Genomic DNA, 15,001 nt, shown 5'->3' on the forward strand with positions numbered 1-15,001 from the left:
TACTCGATTTTTGGATAGTCGTTGTTATTGATGACTGATCAGGCAAGTACTGACCTGTAATACACGATTTGTGATGCTCATACAGAGAGTCATAGCTTTTGTCTTATCAGCAGATTGCTCTTTCCAGGGCAAGCAATTGGGCCGGCAATCTCCCCAGGCCTGCGTGATAGCGCCTCATTCGCGCAAAAATGCCGCGCAGGCTTCGGGAATGCTGGGGTTGATAAAGATACCGCTCCCCATCTCAAAGCCTGCCATATATGAAAGGCGAGGCACTACCGCCAGATACCAGTGAAAATAGCCATTCTCTGGCTCTTTCGTCGGCGCCGAGCGGAGCACCAGATTAAAATCGGGATCGTTGAGGCGATGATAGAGACGGTAAAACACTTCGCGGATCAAAGATGCGAGGCTATCGAGTTCTGCTTCCTCGATACGGAAGAAGCAAGCGCGGTGCCTGCGCGGCAAAATCCAGAGATGAAACGGCGATGATGCGGCGTAAAGCACAAATGCCACAAACTCATCGTTTGCGTAGACGATGCGCTCATCCCGCGCCACTTCATCGTTGATCATCGCGCAAAACACACACTGACCGGTATCATCAAAAAATCGGCGCGCCTCCTCGATCCGATGGCGAATATCGCTCGGCACGACCGGCACGGCCATAATCTGACTGTGCGGATGTTGCAATGAAGCGCCAGCGCGCTCGCCGTGGTTCTTGAAAATCACCACCTGCTCAATCCGTGGATCGGTACTAATCGCCTGACCACGGCGGAGATACGTCGCCAGCACTGCCCGCACTTCATCCACTGTCATCAGCCCCAGGGTTGTATTATGTCGAGGATGCTCGATCAGCACTTCGTGATAACCATAGCCACTCAGTGCGCGCTGCACCCCATCAAAGTGACGCACGACCGGGCCGTGCTCGTGTAGAGCCGGATACTTATTGCGCACAATCCGAATTTGCCACGGGCCGCTGGCCGGATGACGATCGATTTCGAGGTCGAGTTCTTCATTACCGACACAAAATGGGCACTGTGGATCGTGTGGCGGACGTTCGGCGGTGTGGGGGGTCTGGCGCTTCTCAGTAAACGAATTCGGACGGCGCGCCCGCTCACTGGCAATAATAACCCATTCACGAGTGGCAATATTCTGCCGTAATTCCGACATGAGGCTCTCCACAGCGGACGAACAGCCGCAGCGTTGCGCTACGTTTTGTATTGTAGCCATGGTGTGGCTAACGGGCAAGTAAGCGTTAGTTGACAAATCAGTACCGCATAGCGTAAACTAAAACATCAGATGATATGATCTTTTGTCAAGGAGCGATCATGTCGTTATCACGACGGCGCCTGACCGAGCAAGTGATCGAATATTTGCGTCAAGAAATCACCAACCAGACCTATCCGGTCGGCAGTCGATTGCCACCGGAACCACAACTAATGGCCCAGTTTGGCGTCGGACGTTCGACCGTGCGCGAAGCGATTCGCGCGTTGGCGCATGAAGGTCTGCTCGAGGTGCGGCAAGGTGATGGCACATATGTGCGAGCGATTGCGGCAGCCGAACCACTGGCAGCACGATTGCGACAGGCTCGCGTCAACGATGTCCATGAAGTGCGACGCGCGCTTGAGCTGGAAGTGGTCGCGCTGGCCGCAGAACGACGGCGTGACGAAGATCTGGTCGAAATCCGTCACTGGTTAGCGGCGCGCTCGACGGCTCTGGCTAACGGCGACGCCGGCGCTGCCCTGGATGCGGACATCGAGTTGCACTGCGCAATTGCGCGCGCTACCCACAATGCAATGCTCAGCGATCTGTACCGCGTCTTCGCTGTCACGCTCCGCGATGCGCTTGGGGTATTGTGGGATGCAGCCACACCATCAGTTGATGATCGTTCGCACGCCGATCTGGTTGCCGCGATCGAAGCCGGCAATGCAGCGCAAGCTGTCGCGGTCACGCGCCAGATTCTAGCGCGCCACGAAGCGACGATCAGCCGCAATATTGGGCCGAAACAGGACTGATCGGCCTGACCGGGATCATCCTGCAATGCGCATGTGCGCATCGCTGTAGTCCCCGGCACATTGAGCGGACATCACGCTCAGAGGGTAGTAAGAGGGTATAAACCATCTCTGGTTTGAACCGGAGAATTACAAATACTGATCTGGTTTTACCGTTGAAACATCTGATGATCTGATGAATGAGAGGCTCTGATCATGAATCTCTTCGATCTCGCGCTTATCTTCACCGCCGCACTGCTGGCCGGCGCATTGAACGCGATTGCCGGTGGCGGTAGCTTCTTTTCATTTCCAGCGCTGCTCGTTGCCGGCGTGCCTCCTATCGTTGCCAACGCCACCAATGCACTGGCGCTCTGGCCGGGCACGCTGGCTAGTGTCGGCGCATACCGACGTGAATTGAGTGGCCAACAACGTGACGTATGGCTCTTTAGCGGTTTGAGTCTGATTGGCGGGCTGCTGGGTGCAATTCTGCTGCTCTTTACCGATGAGCGGCAGTTTACCGCGATGATCCCCTATTTGCTACTCTTTGCCACCCTGGTTTTCATCTTTAGCCCGCAGATCACGCGCCTTGCTCGCCGCATGACCGGCAATGCGGGCGATAGCCAGCGCTGGCCAATCATTGCGCTGTACATTGCCATTGCCATCTACGGCGGCTTCTTTGGGGCCGGATTGGGCATTCTCACGCTGGCGGCGCTGGCCTTGCTCGGTCACGAGAACATTCATCGCATGAACGCGCTAAAGACGTTGCAAGCAGCTCTGGTTAACGGGATCGCCGTCGCAACTTTTATCGCCACCGGCCTGATCGCATGGATGCCGGCCCTCGTTATGACTCTGGGCGCAATTGTCGGCGGTTACGGCGGCGCCGCCATTGCCCGACGAGTTGATGCCCGTCGGGTGCGCGGGTTAGTGGTCGCGATCAGTATTGGGTTGACGGTCTGGTTTTTCGCGCGCGGCGGATAACTGCGCTCAAGCTGCCGGCAATGTAAACCAGAAGGTTGAGCCGTGCCCTTCCTGACTGCTGGCCCAAATCCGACCGCCATGGCCCTCAACCAGGTGCTTGGCAATCGCCAATCCCAAACCGGTGCCGCCAGCGTGGCGGGTGCGGGCGCGATCAACTTTGTAAAATCGCTCAAAGATGCGACGCAATTCACGACCGGGGATGCCGATACCGGTATCGCTAACGCTAATCACGATCCACGTACCGGCAGGATGAGGTGGACGATCTTCGCGCGAAGGCGGATCGTCTACCGCAATGCTCAGTGTTTCCGCTGTTACCGTAATCGTACCGCCTTCAGGCGTGAATTTCACGGCGTTGTGCAACAGATTGAGCAATACCTGCCCGATCCGATCGCCATCCATCAATGCCGGCGGCAACTCGGTCGCTGGCGCAACGCAAATAGTCTGCTGCTTACGATCCGCTTGTGGACGGATCCGTTCGACTGCTCGCTCGATCACCGGCGCAATCGCTTGTGGAGCCAGTTTGAGCGACACGCGACCCGACTCCAGGCGCGAGAGTTCGTGCAATTCATCGACCAACTGGGTCACAGCATCAATCTCTTGCGCCATCTGTTCCAGCATTCGCCCGGCAATTTCAGGCGGCGGCGTCGATTGCAACGTTTCGACCAGCAGCTTAAGCGATGCCAGCGGCGTGCGCAACTCGTGCGATACATTCGCCACCAGATCGCGTCGCGCCCGCTCAAGCAAGCTAATCTGGGTCAAGTCTCGAATGGTGATCAGCGCGCCGGTTGGTTGAACGTCTTCGACCCGCAATGGCACGTAATGAAGCTGCAAGGTGCGACCAGTTGCCAGGGGACGAATGGTCAATTCACGTCGTTCGCCATCAGCAATCACATCGCGCGCCAGCAGATCGGCGTGGTGGTCGCGTAACAGCGTGATCAGACCACTGCCCACGACGTTGGGTGTAGCAGCGAGAAGCTGAGTTGCTGTTTCGTTGTGAAAAATGATCTGACGTTCGGTATCGACCACTATGACGCCAATATCAACGGCCTGGGCCAGCGCCAGAAAGAGCGGCTGCGCCTGTGGATGCAAGAGGTCAGCGACAGTATCGTGATCTTGGGGAACTGCTGCCAGATAATCTGCGTGATACATAGGGGAGTCCTGTTTAACCATCGGCGACAAAGATTCCGATGGAGTTGCTCCGGTTGCCTGCTGCTGGATAAACTGACGCCAGCGGCGCGTGACGAAAATCAGGCTCATCGCCAGCACAATTGTTGCCACCGTTAGCGTCAATTCGAGCAGGCTCATGCAGCAATTTAGAGGTTATCGGCTGGCGGTTCAAAGCGATAGCCAACGCCACGCACAGTCTGAATGTAAGTTGGTTTACCGGGGTCTGGCTCGATCTTCTCACGCAGCCAGCGAATATGGACATCAACGGTGCGGCTATCGCCGATAAAATCTTGCCCCCATACTCGTTCGAGTAGCAGATCGCGGGTCAGGGCAATGCCACGATTGCGCATCAAGCAGGTCAGCAGATCGAACTCTTTTTGCGGCAAATTCAGCTCGTGGCCATTGCGCCAGGCTCGCCGGCTGCTGGTGTCGACTCGAATTGAGCCTGCTTCTAGCACTTCCCGCACTATCGTATGGGGCTGGCGTTCACTACGGCGCAAGATAGCCCGCACACGAGCGAGAAACTCACCAAGACTAAACGGTTTGCTGATATAGTCATCGGCGCCAAGTTCAAGACCGGCAATGCGATCGACTTCATCCTGCCGGGCCGTGAGCATCATAATCGGCACATCACTCTCCTGGCGCAGGATGCGGCAGACCGAGAAACCATCGAGACGCGGGAGCATAATATCGAGGACAACCAGATCGGGTTGATCCCGGCGAGCGCGATCGAGGCCTTGCACGCCATCGCCGGCAATAATCACCTCATAGCCTTCCCGTTCGAGATTGTAACGCAACGTCTCGGCCAGGGTGGTTTCGTCTTCGACGATCAGAACCGTCGCCATATCCTACTCCACACATGAAGACCGCCGGAAACAGCCGGCGGTCATCGCCACGAGGTGTATGTGGTCGGGGCGGAGGGATTTGAACCCACGACCCCCGCGTCCCAAACGCGGTGCTCTACCAGGCTGAGCCACGCCCCGACGCCCTTAAGGTTAGCAGCATCCAGGCCATTTTGTCAAGCGCCACTGGTTGGTTCAGGCGGCACAACCGGCGGCCCTGGTCGCGGTGTGAGCTGAAGACGCGCTCGCACACGAGCCATTTCACCAACAGCTAACCGGACTTCGGCCAGCCATTCACGGTGCTCATACGCAAAGGCGCGAGCAATGTAGGCCAGCGCGCTACTGCGCGTATCGGCAATACCAACCGCCACCAGCAGATCGAGCACTTCGCGTTCGGCCCGACCGAGGCGCGTCATTACCGGGACGGTGCGGGTAGTAAAGAGCACTTCATGATTGGCAACCCGCATTCCCCAGGCCACCGGCAAACCGCTCAGACGTTCGATCTCGCGCGCAATTCGCATGCGTTCGCGTCGGGTCTGTTCGCGCAACCGGGGAATCGCTTCAATCGAATCAGCAATCGACAGGATGATCACCAGCTCATCGCTGTAACGGCGAATCTCGGCTGGGCCGGCCTGCACTTCCGATGGTAAGTATTGCGCGATTAGACGCTGAATGTCTTCGTCATACATTGTGATAATTCCATTCTGTAGTTCGGTCTCGCTCCATTCCTGCGCCGGCCTTACCGTTCCGCTTCAAATCTAGCCCGCGCGCGCTGCATCAGCCACGCGGCCAGCAGCCCGATCAGACAGGCAACCGCGCCAAACAAAAACGTCTCGCCGATTACCTGCGCGGCAATTTCCATGAGAAAGCGGGCCGGATCGGTTAAGGCCAGCGGGTTGTTGGCTCCGGCGCGACGTAACTCATCTTGCCGATGCACACCCCATAATGTCAAGACCGCAACGCCGACCGTCATCCCGACCAGCCGCAAGGCGATGACCAATGCCGAGGCTGCGCCGCGCCGATCTTCACCAGCAGCAGCGATCACAGTGTCGGCTACCGGCGCAATGACCAGCCCCAGACCGATACCGGTTAACGCCAGTTCCAGACCCATCCGCACATATGTCGCTTCGGGACCCCAAAACGCCATTAGCCCATAGCCAGCCAGCGCCAGGCCCAGGCCGAATAAGGTCGGCAGGCGGGCGCCGTAGCGGGCAGTAAGCAAACCACCCGGCAGCGCAGCCATGGCCATCGTCAGCGTCAATGCCGAGAGCATCCAGCCGGCATCCCACGCGGCGACGCGCAAAATATCGCTATCGGTTGGATTGTAAAGCAAGAGGTACGTATTAATGTAGAGTGGCACATTCGTGATCGCGATGGCCAATCCAAAGCCGACCATCACATTGATGACACACGCCATCGCGGTATCGCGACGGGTGAACAATTCCAGGCCAATGAGTGGTTCGGGACTGCGGCGCTCAACCCAAATAAATAGAGCCAGCAAGATCAGCGCCATCACAACGAGCGGCCCGGCGTAGGGTGGTGGGCCGATTCGTTCCCCATAGAAGTCGGTTGCACCTAACTCACTGCCGGCAGCCAACCCGACATTCAGCGCCACCAGGCTGGCGCTGAGTAACACCGTCCCCGGCCAGTCGAAATGTCCGCCGCGCGGTGGCGTAGGGAGCTGGCGCAATGCATACCATGTCAATGCTAATGCTATCAACCCAATCGGCAGGTTGAGCCAGAAGAGGAGTCGCCAGTCGTCAAAGATGCGCATCAGCACGCCGCCATAGAGATGGCCAACCATCCAACCGGCGGTATCGACCGCGCCGATGACTCCTAATGCAGCCGCCCGCTGCCCCGGCGGAAAGAGATCGCCAACCAGGGCCATTGAGACCGGCACCATTGCCCCTGCGCCAAACGCCTGGATCACACGACCGACAATCAGCATGGTAAGGTTCGGCGCAGCGGCTACCCAGACTGAACCGATCAAAAAGACGATCAAACAGATCAGGTAGACTCTCCGCCGGCCCAGCAGATCCGACAGACGCCCCATAAAGGTCATACTCACCGTGTAAGCCAGCAGATAACCGCTTACGGCCCACGAAGCACGGTTGAGTTCGGTATCGAGCGAGAGGCGCAAATCGATCATCACCTTGGGCAACGCTGCGCTGATCACGGTCAGATCAACTGCCCCGATAAAGATCGCCAGGCAGATTAATCCCAGCGTGATCCGTGGATCAACCGCGCGCGCTACCGGTTTCGTTAAAGCAGGATGTGTCATGGGCATTGCACCGGTTCACGAACATCAACCGTTTTGTCGTATTCGCTAAACTCTATTGTCCACGTGCTGGGATTAGTAGCATCAGTCGCCGTATCGATCAACACCACCCGGCTGGCACGCATCGTGGACTGATCGGCCCACAGATCGGTCGTGACCGGGCCGGCACCGAGCAGATTGAGACTGATAGCGCGCAACTTTTCTTCTGGCAGCGTGCCGCGCAAATGGTAGTGAGGTTGACCGTTAATCTCTTCAATCCCCACCAGTGTCACATCGGTGAAGCTGGTAGCAAGCAGCGACTCAATGCCGGTATCGGGCGCAAAGAGGATAGCGGGATCAAACGTCGAACCTGGTTGCAGACACATCCACTGGCGCGTAATCGGGTTGGTTGCGTACTGCTTGCCGGCGAGCGATACTGTCCGGATCTCGCCAATCGCGTTGCCCAGAGTAATCGAGAGGATGGAGAGCACTGCATCAGGCCGACGCAAATCCCCTTCAATGCTGTTGAGGATTGTCACGCCACTGGCATCAAGCGCCACCGGCTTACCGCTGATTGCAATGCGAAAATGGGCACTCTGACTGTTTTGTGTCGCCTGGCCAATAGCCGCTGCCAGCGCGCGCGGATCGGGGGTTGGCGTTGGGGTTGGCGGCGCCGCTACACCACCGCAAGCCGTCAACCATAGCACAAAACTCGCGACGATCCATCTCAAGCCATGCTTCATACCGCACCTTTCTGACAGGCCGTGTTACCATGGTTGTGACAGTAGTATAACAGAGGTCACTATGATGAAGATTGCGATTATCGGCGCTGGCGCACTCGGCAGTGTGATCGGGTTTCATCTCGCTAATGCCGCCGAGGTTGTGCTCATCGATCAATGGGCAGAGCATGTTGCCGCTATCAATGCGCGTGGATTGCGCTGTACCCGTGACAACGAGATATTTACCCGAAATATACCGGCTGTTTCCGATCCGACCAGTATTGACTCGATTGAGGTCGCCCTCATCGCGGTGAAAGCTGCCCAAACCGCATGGGCTGCTGAGGTTGCGGCCCACCTGTTACCGGCAGATGGCGTTGCATACACCTTGCAAAATGGCCTGGGCAACGATGAAGTGCTGCGATTGCGGCTTGGAGCGCACCGGGTCGGGCAAGCTGTCACCACCTTGGGCGCTACGCTGATCGGCCCTGGTCATGCGCGAATGGCGGGGCTGGGTCCGACCACCTTTGGCGCAGCGCCGTCACTACATATCGCCTATACACTTGCCGATCACTTTCGCATCGCCGGGCTGCCGGCCAGCGTCTCAACCGATCTGAATAGCCTGGTATGGGGCAAGTTGATCGTGAACGTGGGGATCAATGCTTTGACCGCTCTTCTTCGCGTTCCCAATGGCGCGCTGGCGAACATTCCGGCAGCGTCGAAACTTGTCCAGCGGGCGGTAGAGGAAGCCGTTGCTGTGGCCCGCGCCGCCGGGATTACCCTGGCACTCGCTGATCCGGTGGCCGAGACCCTGGCAGTCGCGCAGACGACGGCAGCCAACTACTCATCGATGCTGCAAGACATTTTACGCGGGGCGCCAACCGAAATTGACACTATTAACGGCGCCATTGTGCGCGAAGGACAACGAGTCGGCGTGCCAACCCCCTTCAATGAAATCCTCTGTGATCTGGTCAAAGCGCTGGAAGCGACAGCGCCATTGCGCGCGCGAGAATAACCCATCTGCCCTACGATGATGGTCGCCGAACAGCCATCGTCATCAGCATGGCAACCATCTGCTGAGCGCGTTGCAACAGTTCATCCATTGCACAGGCATCGGGCAACAGATACAACGTTGCCCTCAATCCGCCGGGTGGAAAGGCGGGATGATAGAGAGCATACGGATCGTCGCCTTCGCACCGATACACCTCGATCGTCATCGACTGGCCGGCAGCATTGACAACCAGTGTCGAAAAGATGGTGTAGCCTTCGCGCTCTAACCATCCGGTCATATCAGCAGCAATCATCGCAGCGCGCGATTCCGGTTGACGGTCGTAACGAACGACCTGGAGCGTTGGTTGATACCCGGTCATAGGCGCTCGCTTTGGTATGCTGACTCTGGCATAGCCATCTCCACTCTACGCCGCAAGTTCAGCGCCGGATAAAAATCGTCTCACAGCTTCCTCTAAACTTATGACTCCCGCAATGACAGGTTCGTTGTACACCGGCACAAAGTCAAACAACAACGAACGCGCCGTTTCAAGTTCACGCAGCATAATATGCGCTATCGGGCCACTTGACGGCAACATGACTTCGCGCGCAGCCTGCAAGGTGGCTTCACGGTCGTATGGTACCCTCACGATCTGCGCGTGCCATCCCTGTTGATCGAGTGTGATACGGGCATAGGCGGCGCGCCAATCGCCATCGAACGGCAATCCAACCGACCCCACATTGACAACCAGTGTCTCTTCGACCTGGCGCGCGAACGGCATATGGGTGTGCGCCGTACAAAAGACTGCTGCCCGTGGATCGATTTTAGCGCGTAATTCGGAGCGGGTATGGTTCGGCAAGAGGCCGTCACGATCGTGATGGATTGAGGCGTGATAGACCTGCACCGCGCCACCAGACGTTGCCAGTGTCACCTGGGTCGGTAACGTTCTGATCGCCGACAATAGATCAAACACTTCCTGATGCGTCCAGATAATCGGCCCTAGCAACGCCCGCCGACCACCTTTCGGTGGATGACCTGCCTGCACATCACGGTCATAGTTGAGGATGTAACCCTCATGGTTGCCACGGATGACATGCCAGCCTTGTTGCGACCGCATCCGTAGCGCCAGCTCAAGGCAGGCCCTTGGTTGCGGGCCACGGTTGATGATGTCGCCGGCGATGATGACTACGTCCGGTTGCCACTGTTCGATGTCAGCGATTACCGCTTGAAAAGCGGACAGATTGGCATGAATGTCGGCGAGCACGGCTAATTTCATAGACAGCGGTTTCCCTTTCCGACACGTTCTGATTGGTGTGGTGGGCAAGGAGTGTCGAAACTATCTGAAAACCCACCACCCAACTGTGTCTGTTGTTTGCGCAGTGTCATTTACTGTAACCGTTCATAGTGTACCATGGCAATGAAACGGTCGCAGGAAGGAGAAGAGCTTGTGTTTTCTTTCGGACGCGCCTTGTGTGCTGACCCCACCTTTGCCACCACCCGCGAGTGGCTGGTCACCAACGGTATCGGCGGTTATGCGGCTGGAACTATCGCCGGTACCCTAACCCGCAGCTATCATGGCTTGCTGATTGCAGCATTGGAACCACCACTCGGTCGTTTTTTGACCCTCACGGCGCTCGATGCATACGTAACTTATCTCGGTCAACACTTCGATCTCACCACTCACCGCCGCGCCGGTGAGCCGGCCCGCGCATGTCCGTGGTTAGAGCGCTGGAGGCTCAACGGCACGACGCCGGTATGGGAATATGCGCTGGCTGATGCCCTGCTCGAACAGCAGGTCTGGATGATACCAGGCGCAAACACAACCTGCATTCGCTACACAGTGCAGCACGCCTCTGCTCCCTTGACTCTACGCCTCGATGCTCTGGTCTCAGCCCGTGACCATCATCGCGTGGCCCGTGTCGGGGAAACACCCTTACAGATCGAGCCAATCGCTAATGGTCTACGCATCTGGCCAATCAGTAGTGGGCGCAGTTTGCGTTTACTGAGCGACCGGGGCACTTTCTCCCAGTCTGGTGGCTGGCAGACGGATCTCTTCCTGGCGGTGGAAGCCGAGCGCGGCCAGCCCGCGCTCGATAACCCACGCCGGATCGGGCGGCTGATCACGACCCTGGCTCCAGGTGAGTCGTTGTTTGTCGTTGCCACCATCGAACCATCGACGACGCTCGATAGCGAAACTGCCTGGCAACTACGAGCCGATTACGAATCGGCTCTGTTGCGTCGAATTGACTGGACAGATGATCCGCAGATCCGACAACTGGTGCTGGCCGCCGATCAGTTCATTGTTGATCGACCACTGGCAGGCGGTGGACGGGGCCGCACGATCATCGCTGGCTATCCCTGGTTTACCGATTGGGGCCGTGATGCCATGATTAGCCTGCCCGGACTTACCATCCCTACCCACCGACCTGAAGTAGCAGCAGATGTTTTGCGTACCTTTGCCCGTTTTGTCGATCGCGGCATGCTCCCAAACCGTTTTCCTGATGAGGGCGAAGCGCCCGAATATAACACTGCGGATGCTACACTCTGGTTGTTTGAAGCAGTGCGCGCTCATCATGCCGCTGTTACCGATGATGATCTGCTTGCCGAGCTGTTTCCCACTCTGGACGAGATCATTGACTGGCATGTGCGCGGCACTCGCTACGGGATCGGACTGGATCGCGGCGATGGCCTCTTGCGAGCAGGCACACCAGCCACTCAATTGACCTGGATGGATGTGCGCGTGGAAGGTTGGGTCGTTACTCCACGCGCCGGAAAGCCGGTTGAAATTAACGCGCTCTGGTACAACGCTTTGCAGAGTATGGTTGCCTTTGCCCAACGGCTCGGACGTTCGCCTGAACGGTATCAGACGATGGCTGCCGCGGCACGGGCCGGTTTCAACCGCTTTTGGTATGCCGCCGGGCAATATCTCTGTGATGTGATTGACACGCCTGACGGCGTTGATACGACGCTTCGTCCCAATCAAATCATTGCCGTCAGTCTGCCCCACAGCCCGCTCGATCATGGCCGCCAAAAAGCGGTTATCCGGGCCTGCGCGCAAGCGTTGCTCACTGGGGTTGGGCTGCGCAGTCTGGCGCCCCACCACCCCGACTACCAGCCGCGCTACCTTGGTTCGCTGTTACAGCGCGACGCCGCCTACCATCAGGGCACGGTTTGGGCCTGGTTGCTTGGCCCCTACGCCAGCGCCGTCTACCGTTTGACCGGCGACCGGCTCGCGACCCGCCGACTGCTGATACCGTTACTCGATCATCTCTACGATGGTTGTATCGGGACAATGAGCGAAATCTTTGACGGTGATCCGCCTCACTTGCCGCGAGGTTGCTTTGCTCAGGCCTGGAGTGTGGCTGAAGTGTTGCGTGTGTTGTACGAGATCCGCTGAAGAGCGTATCCCGACGGTTCTGCGTGGATCGTCGCTATGCGCTTGCGCTGACTACCAGCCAGAGCAGCCGGGGTTCGGGATCGGTCATGGGAGAGGAAAACGGCAGTAATCCGGTATAGTCAGCCAAAGCGGCGCCGTCAATCAACGCTGCCTGCGCCGGCTCATCGCCATCGAGCAGATAGGCGCGCACTTGCGGCGCGTGAAAACCGGCTCCAGTCAAGCGCATCATCCATTCATCGCCCAGGCCATCGGCAGGCGGCGCCGGCACCGACGGCGGCAACCCGTTCAGCACTTCTGGCGGATGCCGGCGCAGGCGTACCCAGTACGTACCAGCAGTCGCGATGACCAGCGTGCCTGCCGGACGCAGCACCCGCCGCATCTCGGCCAACGCGCGCTGCTGATCGGCAAAAAGAGCGAAAGCAGCCACACACCAGATCAGATCGGCACAATGATCGCGCAGCGGCAATGCGCTGGCATCTCCGGCAATTCCGCGCACTGTTGACGCAGCTCGCAAGGCGCTGACATCGCAATCGACGCCGATCAATAGCGCATCGGCAGCGCACCGCTCGCGCAACCACACCGTATTGACGCCATGACCACAACCAACATCAATCGCCACTCTGGCGCCGGCTGGAGTAGCATCTAACAATGCCTGGCGCACACGCGGCAAGTACGGTTCAGAGAGAAGTGGTATCATTGCCATATCATTACGCGCCATCTCAATCTGTATTGATAGCGATAGCCTCAATCTTATCATGACCTGAAACGTATGGAACAACCCTTAACCATTGTGCAGCTCGCTGCGCTTCACGGGCCAAACATCTATCACCCTCAGACCGGCGTGGCATTGCGCGTTAGCGCGCCTGCCGACTACTCGCAACGCCTGCGCAGCGCATTGAAAGGCGGCGCGCTCGCTATCGGGATGGTGATCGCTCACTTGCACGTCACCGCACAACCACACGCCGATGGGATGCTAATCAGCGCCTTCTTCGCCACCAGAGAACCAGCTATCGGCGCTGAACTCTGCCGGTATGTGGTTGAGGGCTTGAATGCGGAACTGACCGGCAATACCGAATGGGATCCCGACGAGCCGCTGTTGACGTTACGCGACCGCCGACAGGCGCAGGCATTGCCGGTCGCGGCGTTGCAACTGATGGCGAATGCCCGCCAGCGCGACATTCCGACGACCATCTTGCCCGATCGTCGCGTGCTGCTCGGGCAGGGTGATCGAAGCTGGATTACGACAATTGACGATCTACGCGCTACGCCCGACATACAACCACCATGGTCACAACTAGGGCGCATTCCCATCGTGACCGTCACCGGTGAGCGTTACCGCAGTCAGGCTGTTGCCGAACAGGCAGCCCGCTATGAGGCGCGCGCTATCGATCATGCCAATCGGGATAGCGTACTTCAGGCGCTGAGTGATCCAACCTGTACCGCGCTGGTAGTCGGTCTGGAAACTGAACATCTGCTACGGGAAGGATTGCCATTCGATCGCTGCGATCTGGCCGTGATTACCGACCGAGCCGGTCAGCGTCCGCCATCTGCCTTCGACGATGATGAATGGCTGAAGGCATTGGGATTGCCGATGTTGTGCAGCACGGCACCAACGCTGATCAACCTGACCGATCCAGCATTGCATGCGTTGATCGGTTATGCGCCCAACGGGGTTATCGGTTGGTCGATAGGGAAGACAGACACACGCGAACCGGCTTGATCGAGCGTAGACCAGTTGCCCGGCAGAGTGGTCGCAGCGCGCAAAACAGATTGAACGAGCGCAAACAGTCTGAGAGTCTGACTGAATTCAAAGCAATTACCTGATTGCTGCTCAATATCACAGCAAATCGCCGCCGCAACCGAAGTCTTCCTTCGACATTCTTACAACTGCCACTGACGCAGTTCTTCCAGCCAGCGATGGCTGGTCAAATCCATCTGCACCGGTGTCAGGCTGGCGTACCCTTCACCAATCGCAGCGATGTCAGTCCCCTCTTCGTAATGATCTTCCGGCTCAGCGCCATCGATCCAGTAATACGGTCGTCCACGTGGATCGTAGCGCACAACCAGTTCATCGCGATAGATGCGTCGCCCGAGCCGTCCCACTTTGATCCCACGCAACTCATCTGGAGCGATGACCGGAATGTTTAGATTGAGCAGCACCTCAGAAGGCAGCCCGCGTTCGCGGATAACAGATACCAACCGCTGCACGGCCACTTGCGCCGCGCGAAAATCCCAATGCCCATCTTTAGGCCGCACCTGCGATACTGCCAACCCCGGAATACCAAAGACCAGCCCTTCCATTGCCGCGGCGACGGTGCCTGAGTAGAGCAGATCGGTGCCGAGATTCGCGCCCAGATTGATCCCTGATACCACCAGATCGGGTTTGCGGTCGAGCAATCCCATCACAGCAAGGGCAACGCAATCGGCAGGTGTGCCGTCGCAGATCAACGCTGGCGAACCATCGCTCAATGTCCCTTCCCAGGCGCGCAGTGGGTCAAACAGCTTGCGATAATGGCCGGCAGCGCTCCAATTGCGGTCAGGGGCAACAACCGCGACTTCGCCAATCTCACTCAGCGCGGCGCGCAATGCAGCCAGACCAGGACTCTGGAACCCGTCATCGTTCGTAATCAGAATATACATAGCGCATGACCTGCTCTACTGCAAACCCACT

The 15,001-nt window shown here is 57.9% G+C and carries 15 protein-coding genes and 1 tRNA gene; 5 read left to right on the top strand and 11 right to left on the bottom strand.

The window, feature by feature from the left end:
- Nucleotides 1–174: 174 nt before the first annotated feature.
- Entirely contained in the window at nt 175–1,164 is a 990-nt protein-coding gene (gene galT, locus Q0650_RS13885) for a galactose-1-phosphate uridylyltransferase (RefSeq protein WP_298819960.1), read from the bottom strand.
- A 158-nt stretch (nt 1,165–1,322) separates the two neighbouring features.
- Here galT and Q0650_RS13890 point away from each other — a divergent pair, with 158 nt between their 5' ends.
- Both Q0650_RS13890 and Q0650_RS13895 read left to right on the top strand, forming a co-directional pair.
- Nucleotides 1,323–2,009 (top strand): FadR/GntR family transcriptional regulator, encoded by a 687-nt coding sequence (locus Q0650_RS13890; protein ID WP_298819962.1) that lies wholly within the window; start codon nt 1,323–1,325, stop codon nt 2,007–2,009.
- A gap of 192 nt (nt 2,010–2,201) precedes the next feature.
- Nucleotides 2,202–2,963, top strand: coding sequence for a sulfite exporter TauE/SafE family protein (locus Q0650_RS13895; RefSeq protein ID WP_298819964.1), 762 nt, complete (start codon nt 2,202–2,204; stop codon nt 2,961–2,963).
- A 6-nt stretch (nt 2,964–2,969) separates the two neighbouring features.
- On the opposite strand, the gene Q0650_RS13900 is transcribed toward Q0650_RS13895, so the two are convergent.
- The 6 genes from Q0650_RS13900 to Q0650_RS13925 all read right to left on the bottom strand — a co-directional run bounded on the left by Q0650_RS13900 (nt 2,970) and on the right by Q0650_RS13925 (nt 7,972).
- Nucleotides 2,970–4,268, bottom strand: a complete 1,299-nt coding sequence (locus Q0650_RS13900) for an ATP-binding protein (protein WP_298819966.1) — start codon at nt 4,266–4,268, stop codon at nt 2,970–2,972.
- A gap of 8 nt (nt 4,269–4,276) precedes the next feature.
- On the bottom strand, nt 4,277–4,975 hold the full coding sequence (locus Q0650_RS13905; protein ID WP_298819968.1) for a response regulator transcription factor: 699 nt from the start codon (nt 4,973–4,975) through the stop codon (nt 4,277–4,279).
- 61 nt (nt 4,976–5,036) lie between these two features.
- Nucleotides 5,037–5,113 (bottom strand) — tRNA-Pro (locus Q0650_RS13910).
- Between the two features lie 35 nt (nt 5,114–5,148).
- Complete coding sequence (locus Q0650_RS13915; RefSeq protein ID WP_298819970.1) at nt 5,149–5,661, bottom strand: hypothetical protein; 513 nt, start codon at nt 5,659–5,661, stop codon at nt 5,149–5,151.
- 50 nt (nt 5,662–5,711) lie between these two features.
- Nucleotides 5,712–7,253 (bottom strand): MFS transporter, encoded by a 1,542-nt coding sequence (locus Q0650_RS13920; protein ID WP_298819972.1) that lies wholly within the window; start codon nt 7,251–7,253, stop codon nt 5,712–5,714.
- Complete coding sequence (locus tag Q0650_RS13925) at nt 7,250–7,972, bottom strand: LppX_LprAFG lipoprotein (protein ID WP_298819974.1); 723 nt, start codon at nt 7,970–7,972, stop codon at nt 7,250–7,252. The genes Q0650_RS13920 and Q0650_RS13925 overlap by 4 nt, the downstream gene beginning before the upstream one ends.
- Before the next feature lie 61 nt (nt 7,973–8,033).
- On the opposite strand from Q0650_RS13925, the gene Q0650_RS13930 reads away from it, so the two are divergent.
- On the top strand, nt 8,034–8,960 hold the full coding sequence (locus Q0650_RS13930) for a ketopantoate reductase family protein (protein WP_298819976.1): 927 nt from the start codon (nt 8,034–8,036) through the stop codon (nt 8,958–8,960).
- A 10-nt stretch (nt 8,961–8,970) separates the two neighbouring features.
- Here Q0650_RS13930 and Q0650_RS13935 read toward each other — a convergent pair whose 3' ends face one another.
- On the bottom strand, nt 8,971–9,315 hold the full coding sequence (locus tag Q0650_RS13935) for a hypothetical protein (RefSeq protein ID WP_298819978.1): 345 nt from the start codon (nt 9,313–9,315) through the stop codon (nt 8,971–8,973).
- A 45-nt stretch (nt 9,316–9,360) separates the two neighbouring features.
- Complete coding sequence (locus tag Q0650_RS13940) at nt 9,361–10,209, bottom strand: metallophosphoesterase (protein ID WP_298819980.1); 849 nt, start codon at nt 10,207–10,209, stop codon at nt 9,361–9,363.
- A 171-nt stretch (nt 10,210–10,380) separates the two neighbouring features.
- Between Q0650_RS13940 and Q0650_RS13945 the strand changes: the two genes are divergently transcribed.
- On the top strand, nt 10,381–12,330 hold the full coding sequence (locus Q0650_RS13945; protein WP_298819982.1) for an amylo-alpha-1,6-glucosidase: 1,950 nt from the start codon (nt 10,381–10,383) through the stop codon (nt 12,328–12,330).
- A gap of 34 nt (nt 12,331–12,364) precedes the next feature.
- On the opposite strand, the gene Q0650_RS13950 is transcribed toward Q0650_RS13945, so the two are convergent.
- On the bottom strand, nt 12,365–13,027 hold the full coding sequence (locus tag Q0650_RS13950) for a class I SAM-dependent methyltransferase (RefSeq protein ID WP_298819984.1): 663 nt from the start codon (nt 13,025–13,027) through the stop codon (nt 12,365–12,367).
- A 72-nt stretch (nt 13,028–13,099) separates the two neighbouring features.
- Here Q0650_RS13950 and Q0650_RS13955 point away from each other — a divergent pair, with 72 nt between their 5' ends.
- The gene (locus tag Q0650_RS13955) at nt 13,100–14,050 is read left to right on the top strand and encodes a DUF4938 domain-containing protein (RefSeq protein WP_298819986.1); all 951 of its coding nucleotides are present in this window, start codon (nt 13,100–13,102) and stop codon (nt 14,048–14,050) included.
- A 161-nt stretch (nt 14,051–14,211) separates the two neighbouring features.
- Here Q0650_RS13955 and surE read toward each other — a convergent pair whose 3' ends face one another.
- Nucleotides 14,212–14,970, bottom strand: a complete 759-nt coding sequence (gene surE, locus Q0650_RS13960) for a 5'/3'-nucleotidase SurE (RefSeq protein ID WP_298819988.1) — start codon at nt 14,968–14,970, stop codon at nt 14,212–14,214.
- Between the last annotated feature and the right edge of the window lie 31 nt (nt 14,971–15,001).

The sequence above is a fragment of the uncultured Chloroflexus sp. genome, assembly GCF_937129525.1.
Classification (GTDB): domain Bacteria; phylum Chloroflexota; class Chloroflexia; order Chloroflexales; family Chloroflexaceae; genus Chloroflexus.

Coding starts and splice junctions, on each gene's coding strand:
- galT (WP_298819960.1), bottom strand. CDS start 1,164: ATGTCGGAATTACGGCAGAATATTGCCACTCGTGAATGGGTTATTATT.
- Q0650_RS13890 (WP_298819962.1), top strand. CDS start 1,323: ATGTCGTTATCACGACGGCGCCTGACCGAGCAAGTGATCGAATATTTG.
- Q0650_RS13895 (WP_298819964.1), top strand. CDS start 2,202: ATGAATCTCTTCGATCTCGCGCTTATCTTCACCGCCGCACTGCTGGCC.
- Q0650_RS13900 (WP_298819966.1), bottom strand. CDS start 4,268: ATGAGCCTGCTCGAATTGACGCTAACGGTGGCAACAATTGTGCTGGCG.
- Q0650_RS13905 (WP_298819968.1), bottom strand. CDS start 4,975: ATGGCGACGGTTCTGATCGTCGAAGACGAAACCACCCTGGCCGAGACG.
- Q0650_RS13915 (WP_298819970.1), bottom strand. CDS start 5,661: ATGTATGACGAAGACATTCAGCGTCTAATCGCGCAATACTTACCATCG.
- Q0650_RS13920 (WP_298819972.1), bottom strand. CDS start 7,253: ATGACACATCCTGCTTTAACGAAACCGGTAGCGCGCGCGGTTGATCCA.
- Q0650_RS13925 (WP_298819974.1), bottom strand. CDS start 7,972: ATGAAGCATGGCTTGAGATGGATCGTCGCGAGTTTTGTGCTATGGTTG.
- Q0650_RS13930 (WP_298819976.1), top strand. CDS start 8,034: ATGATGAAGATTGCGATTATCGGCGCTGGCGCACTCGGCAGTGTGATC.
- Q0650_RS13935 (WP_298819978.1), bottom strand. CDS start 9,315: ATGACCGGGTATCAACCAACGCTCCAGGTCGTTCGTTACGACCGTCAA.
- Q0650_RS13940 (WP_298819980.1), bottom strand. CDS start 10,209: ATGAAATTAGCCGTGCTCGCCGACATTCATGCCAATCTGTCCGCTTTT.
- Q0650_RS13950 (WP_298819984.1), bottom strand. CDS start 13,027: ATGATACCACTTCTCTCTGAACCGTACTTGCCGCGTGTGCGCCAGGCA.
- Q0650_RS13955 (WP_298819986.1), top strand. CDS start 13,100: ATGGAACAACCCTTAACCATTGTGCAGCTCGCTGCGCTTCACGGGCCA.
- surE (WP_298819988.1), bottom strand. CDS start 14,970: ATGTATATTCTGATTACGAACGATGACGGGTTCCAGAGTCCTGGTCTG.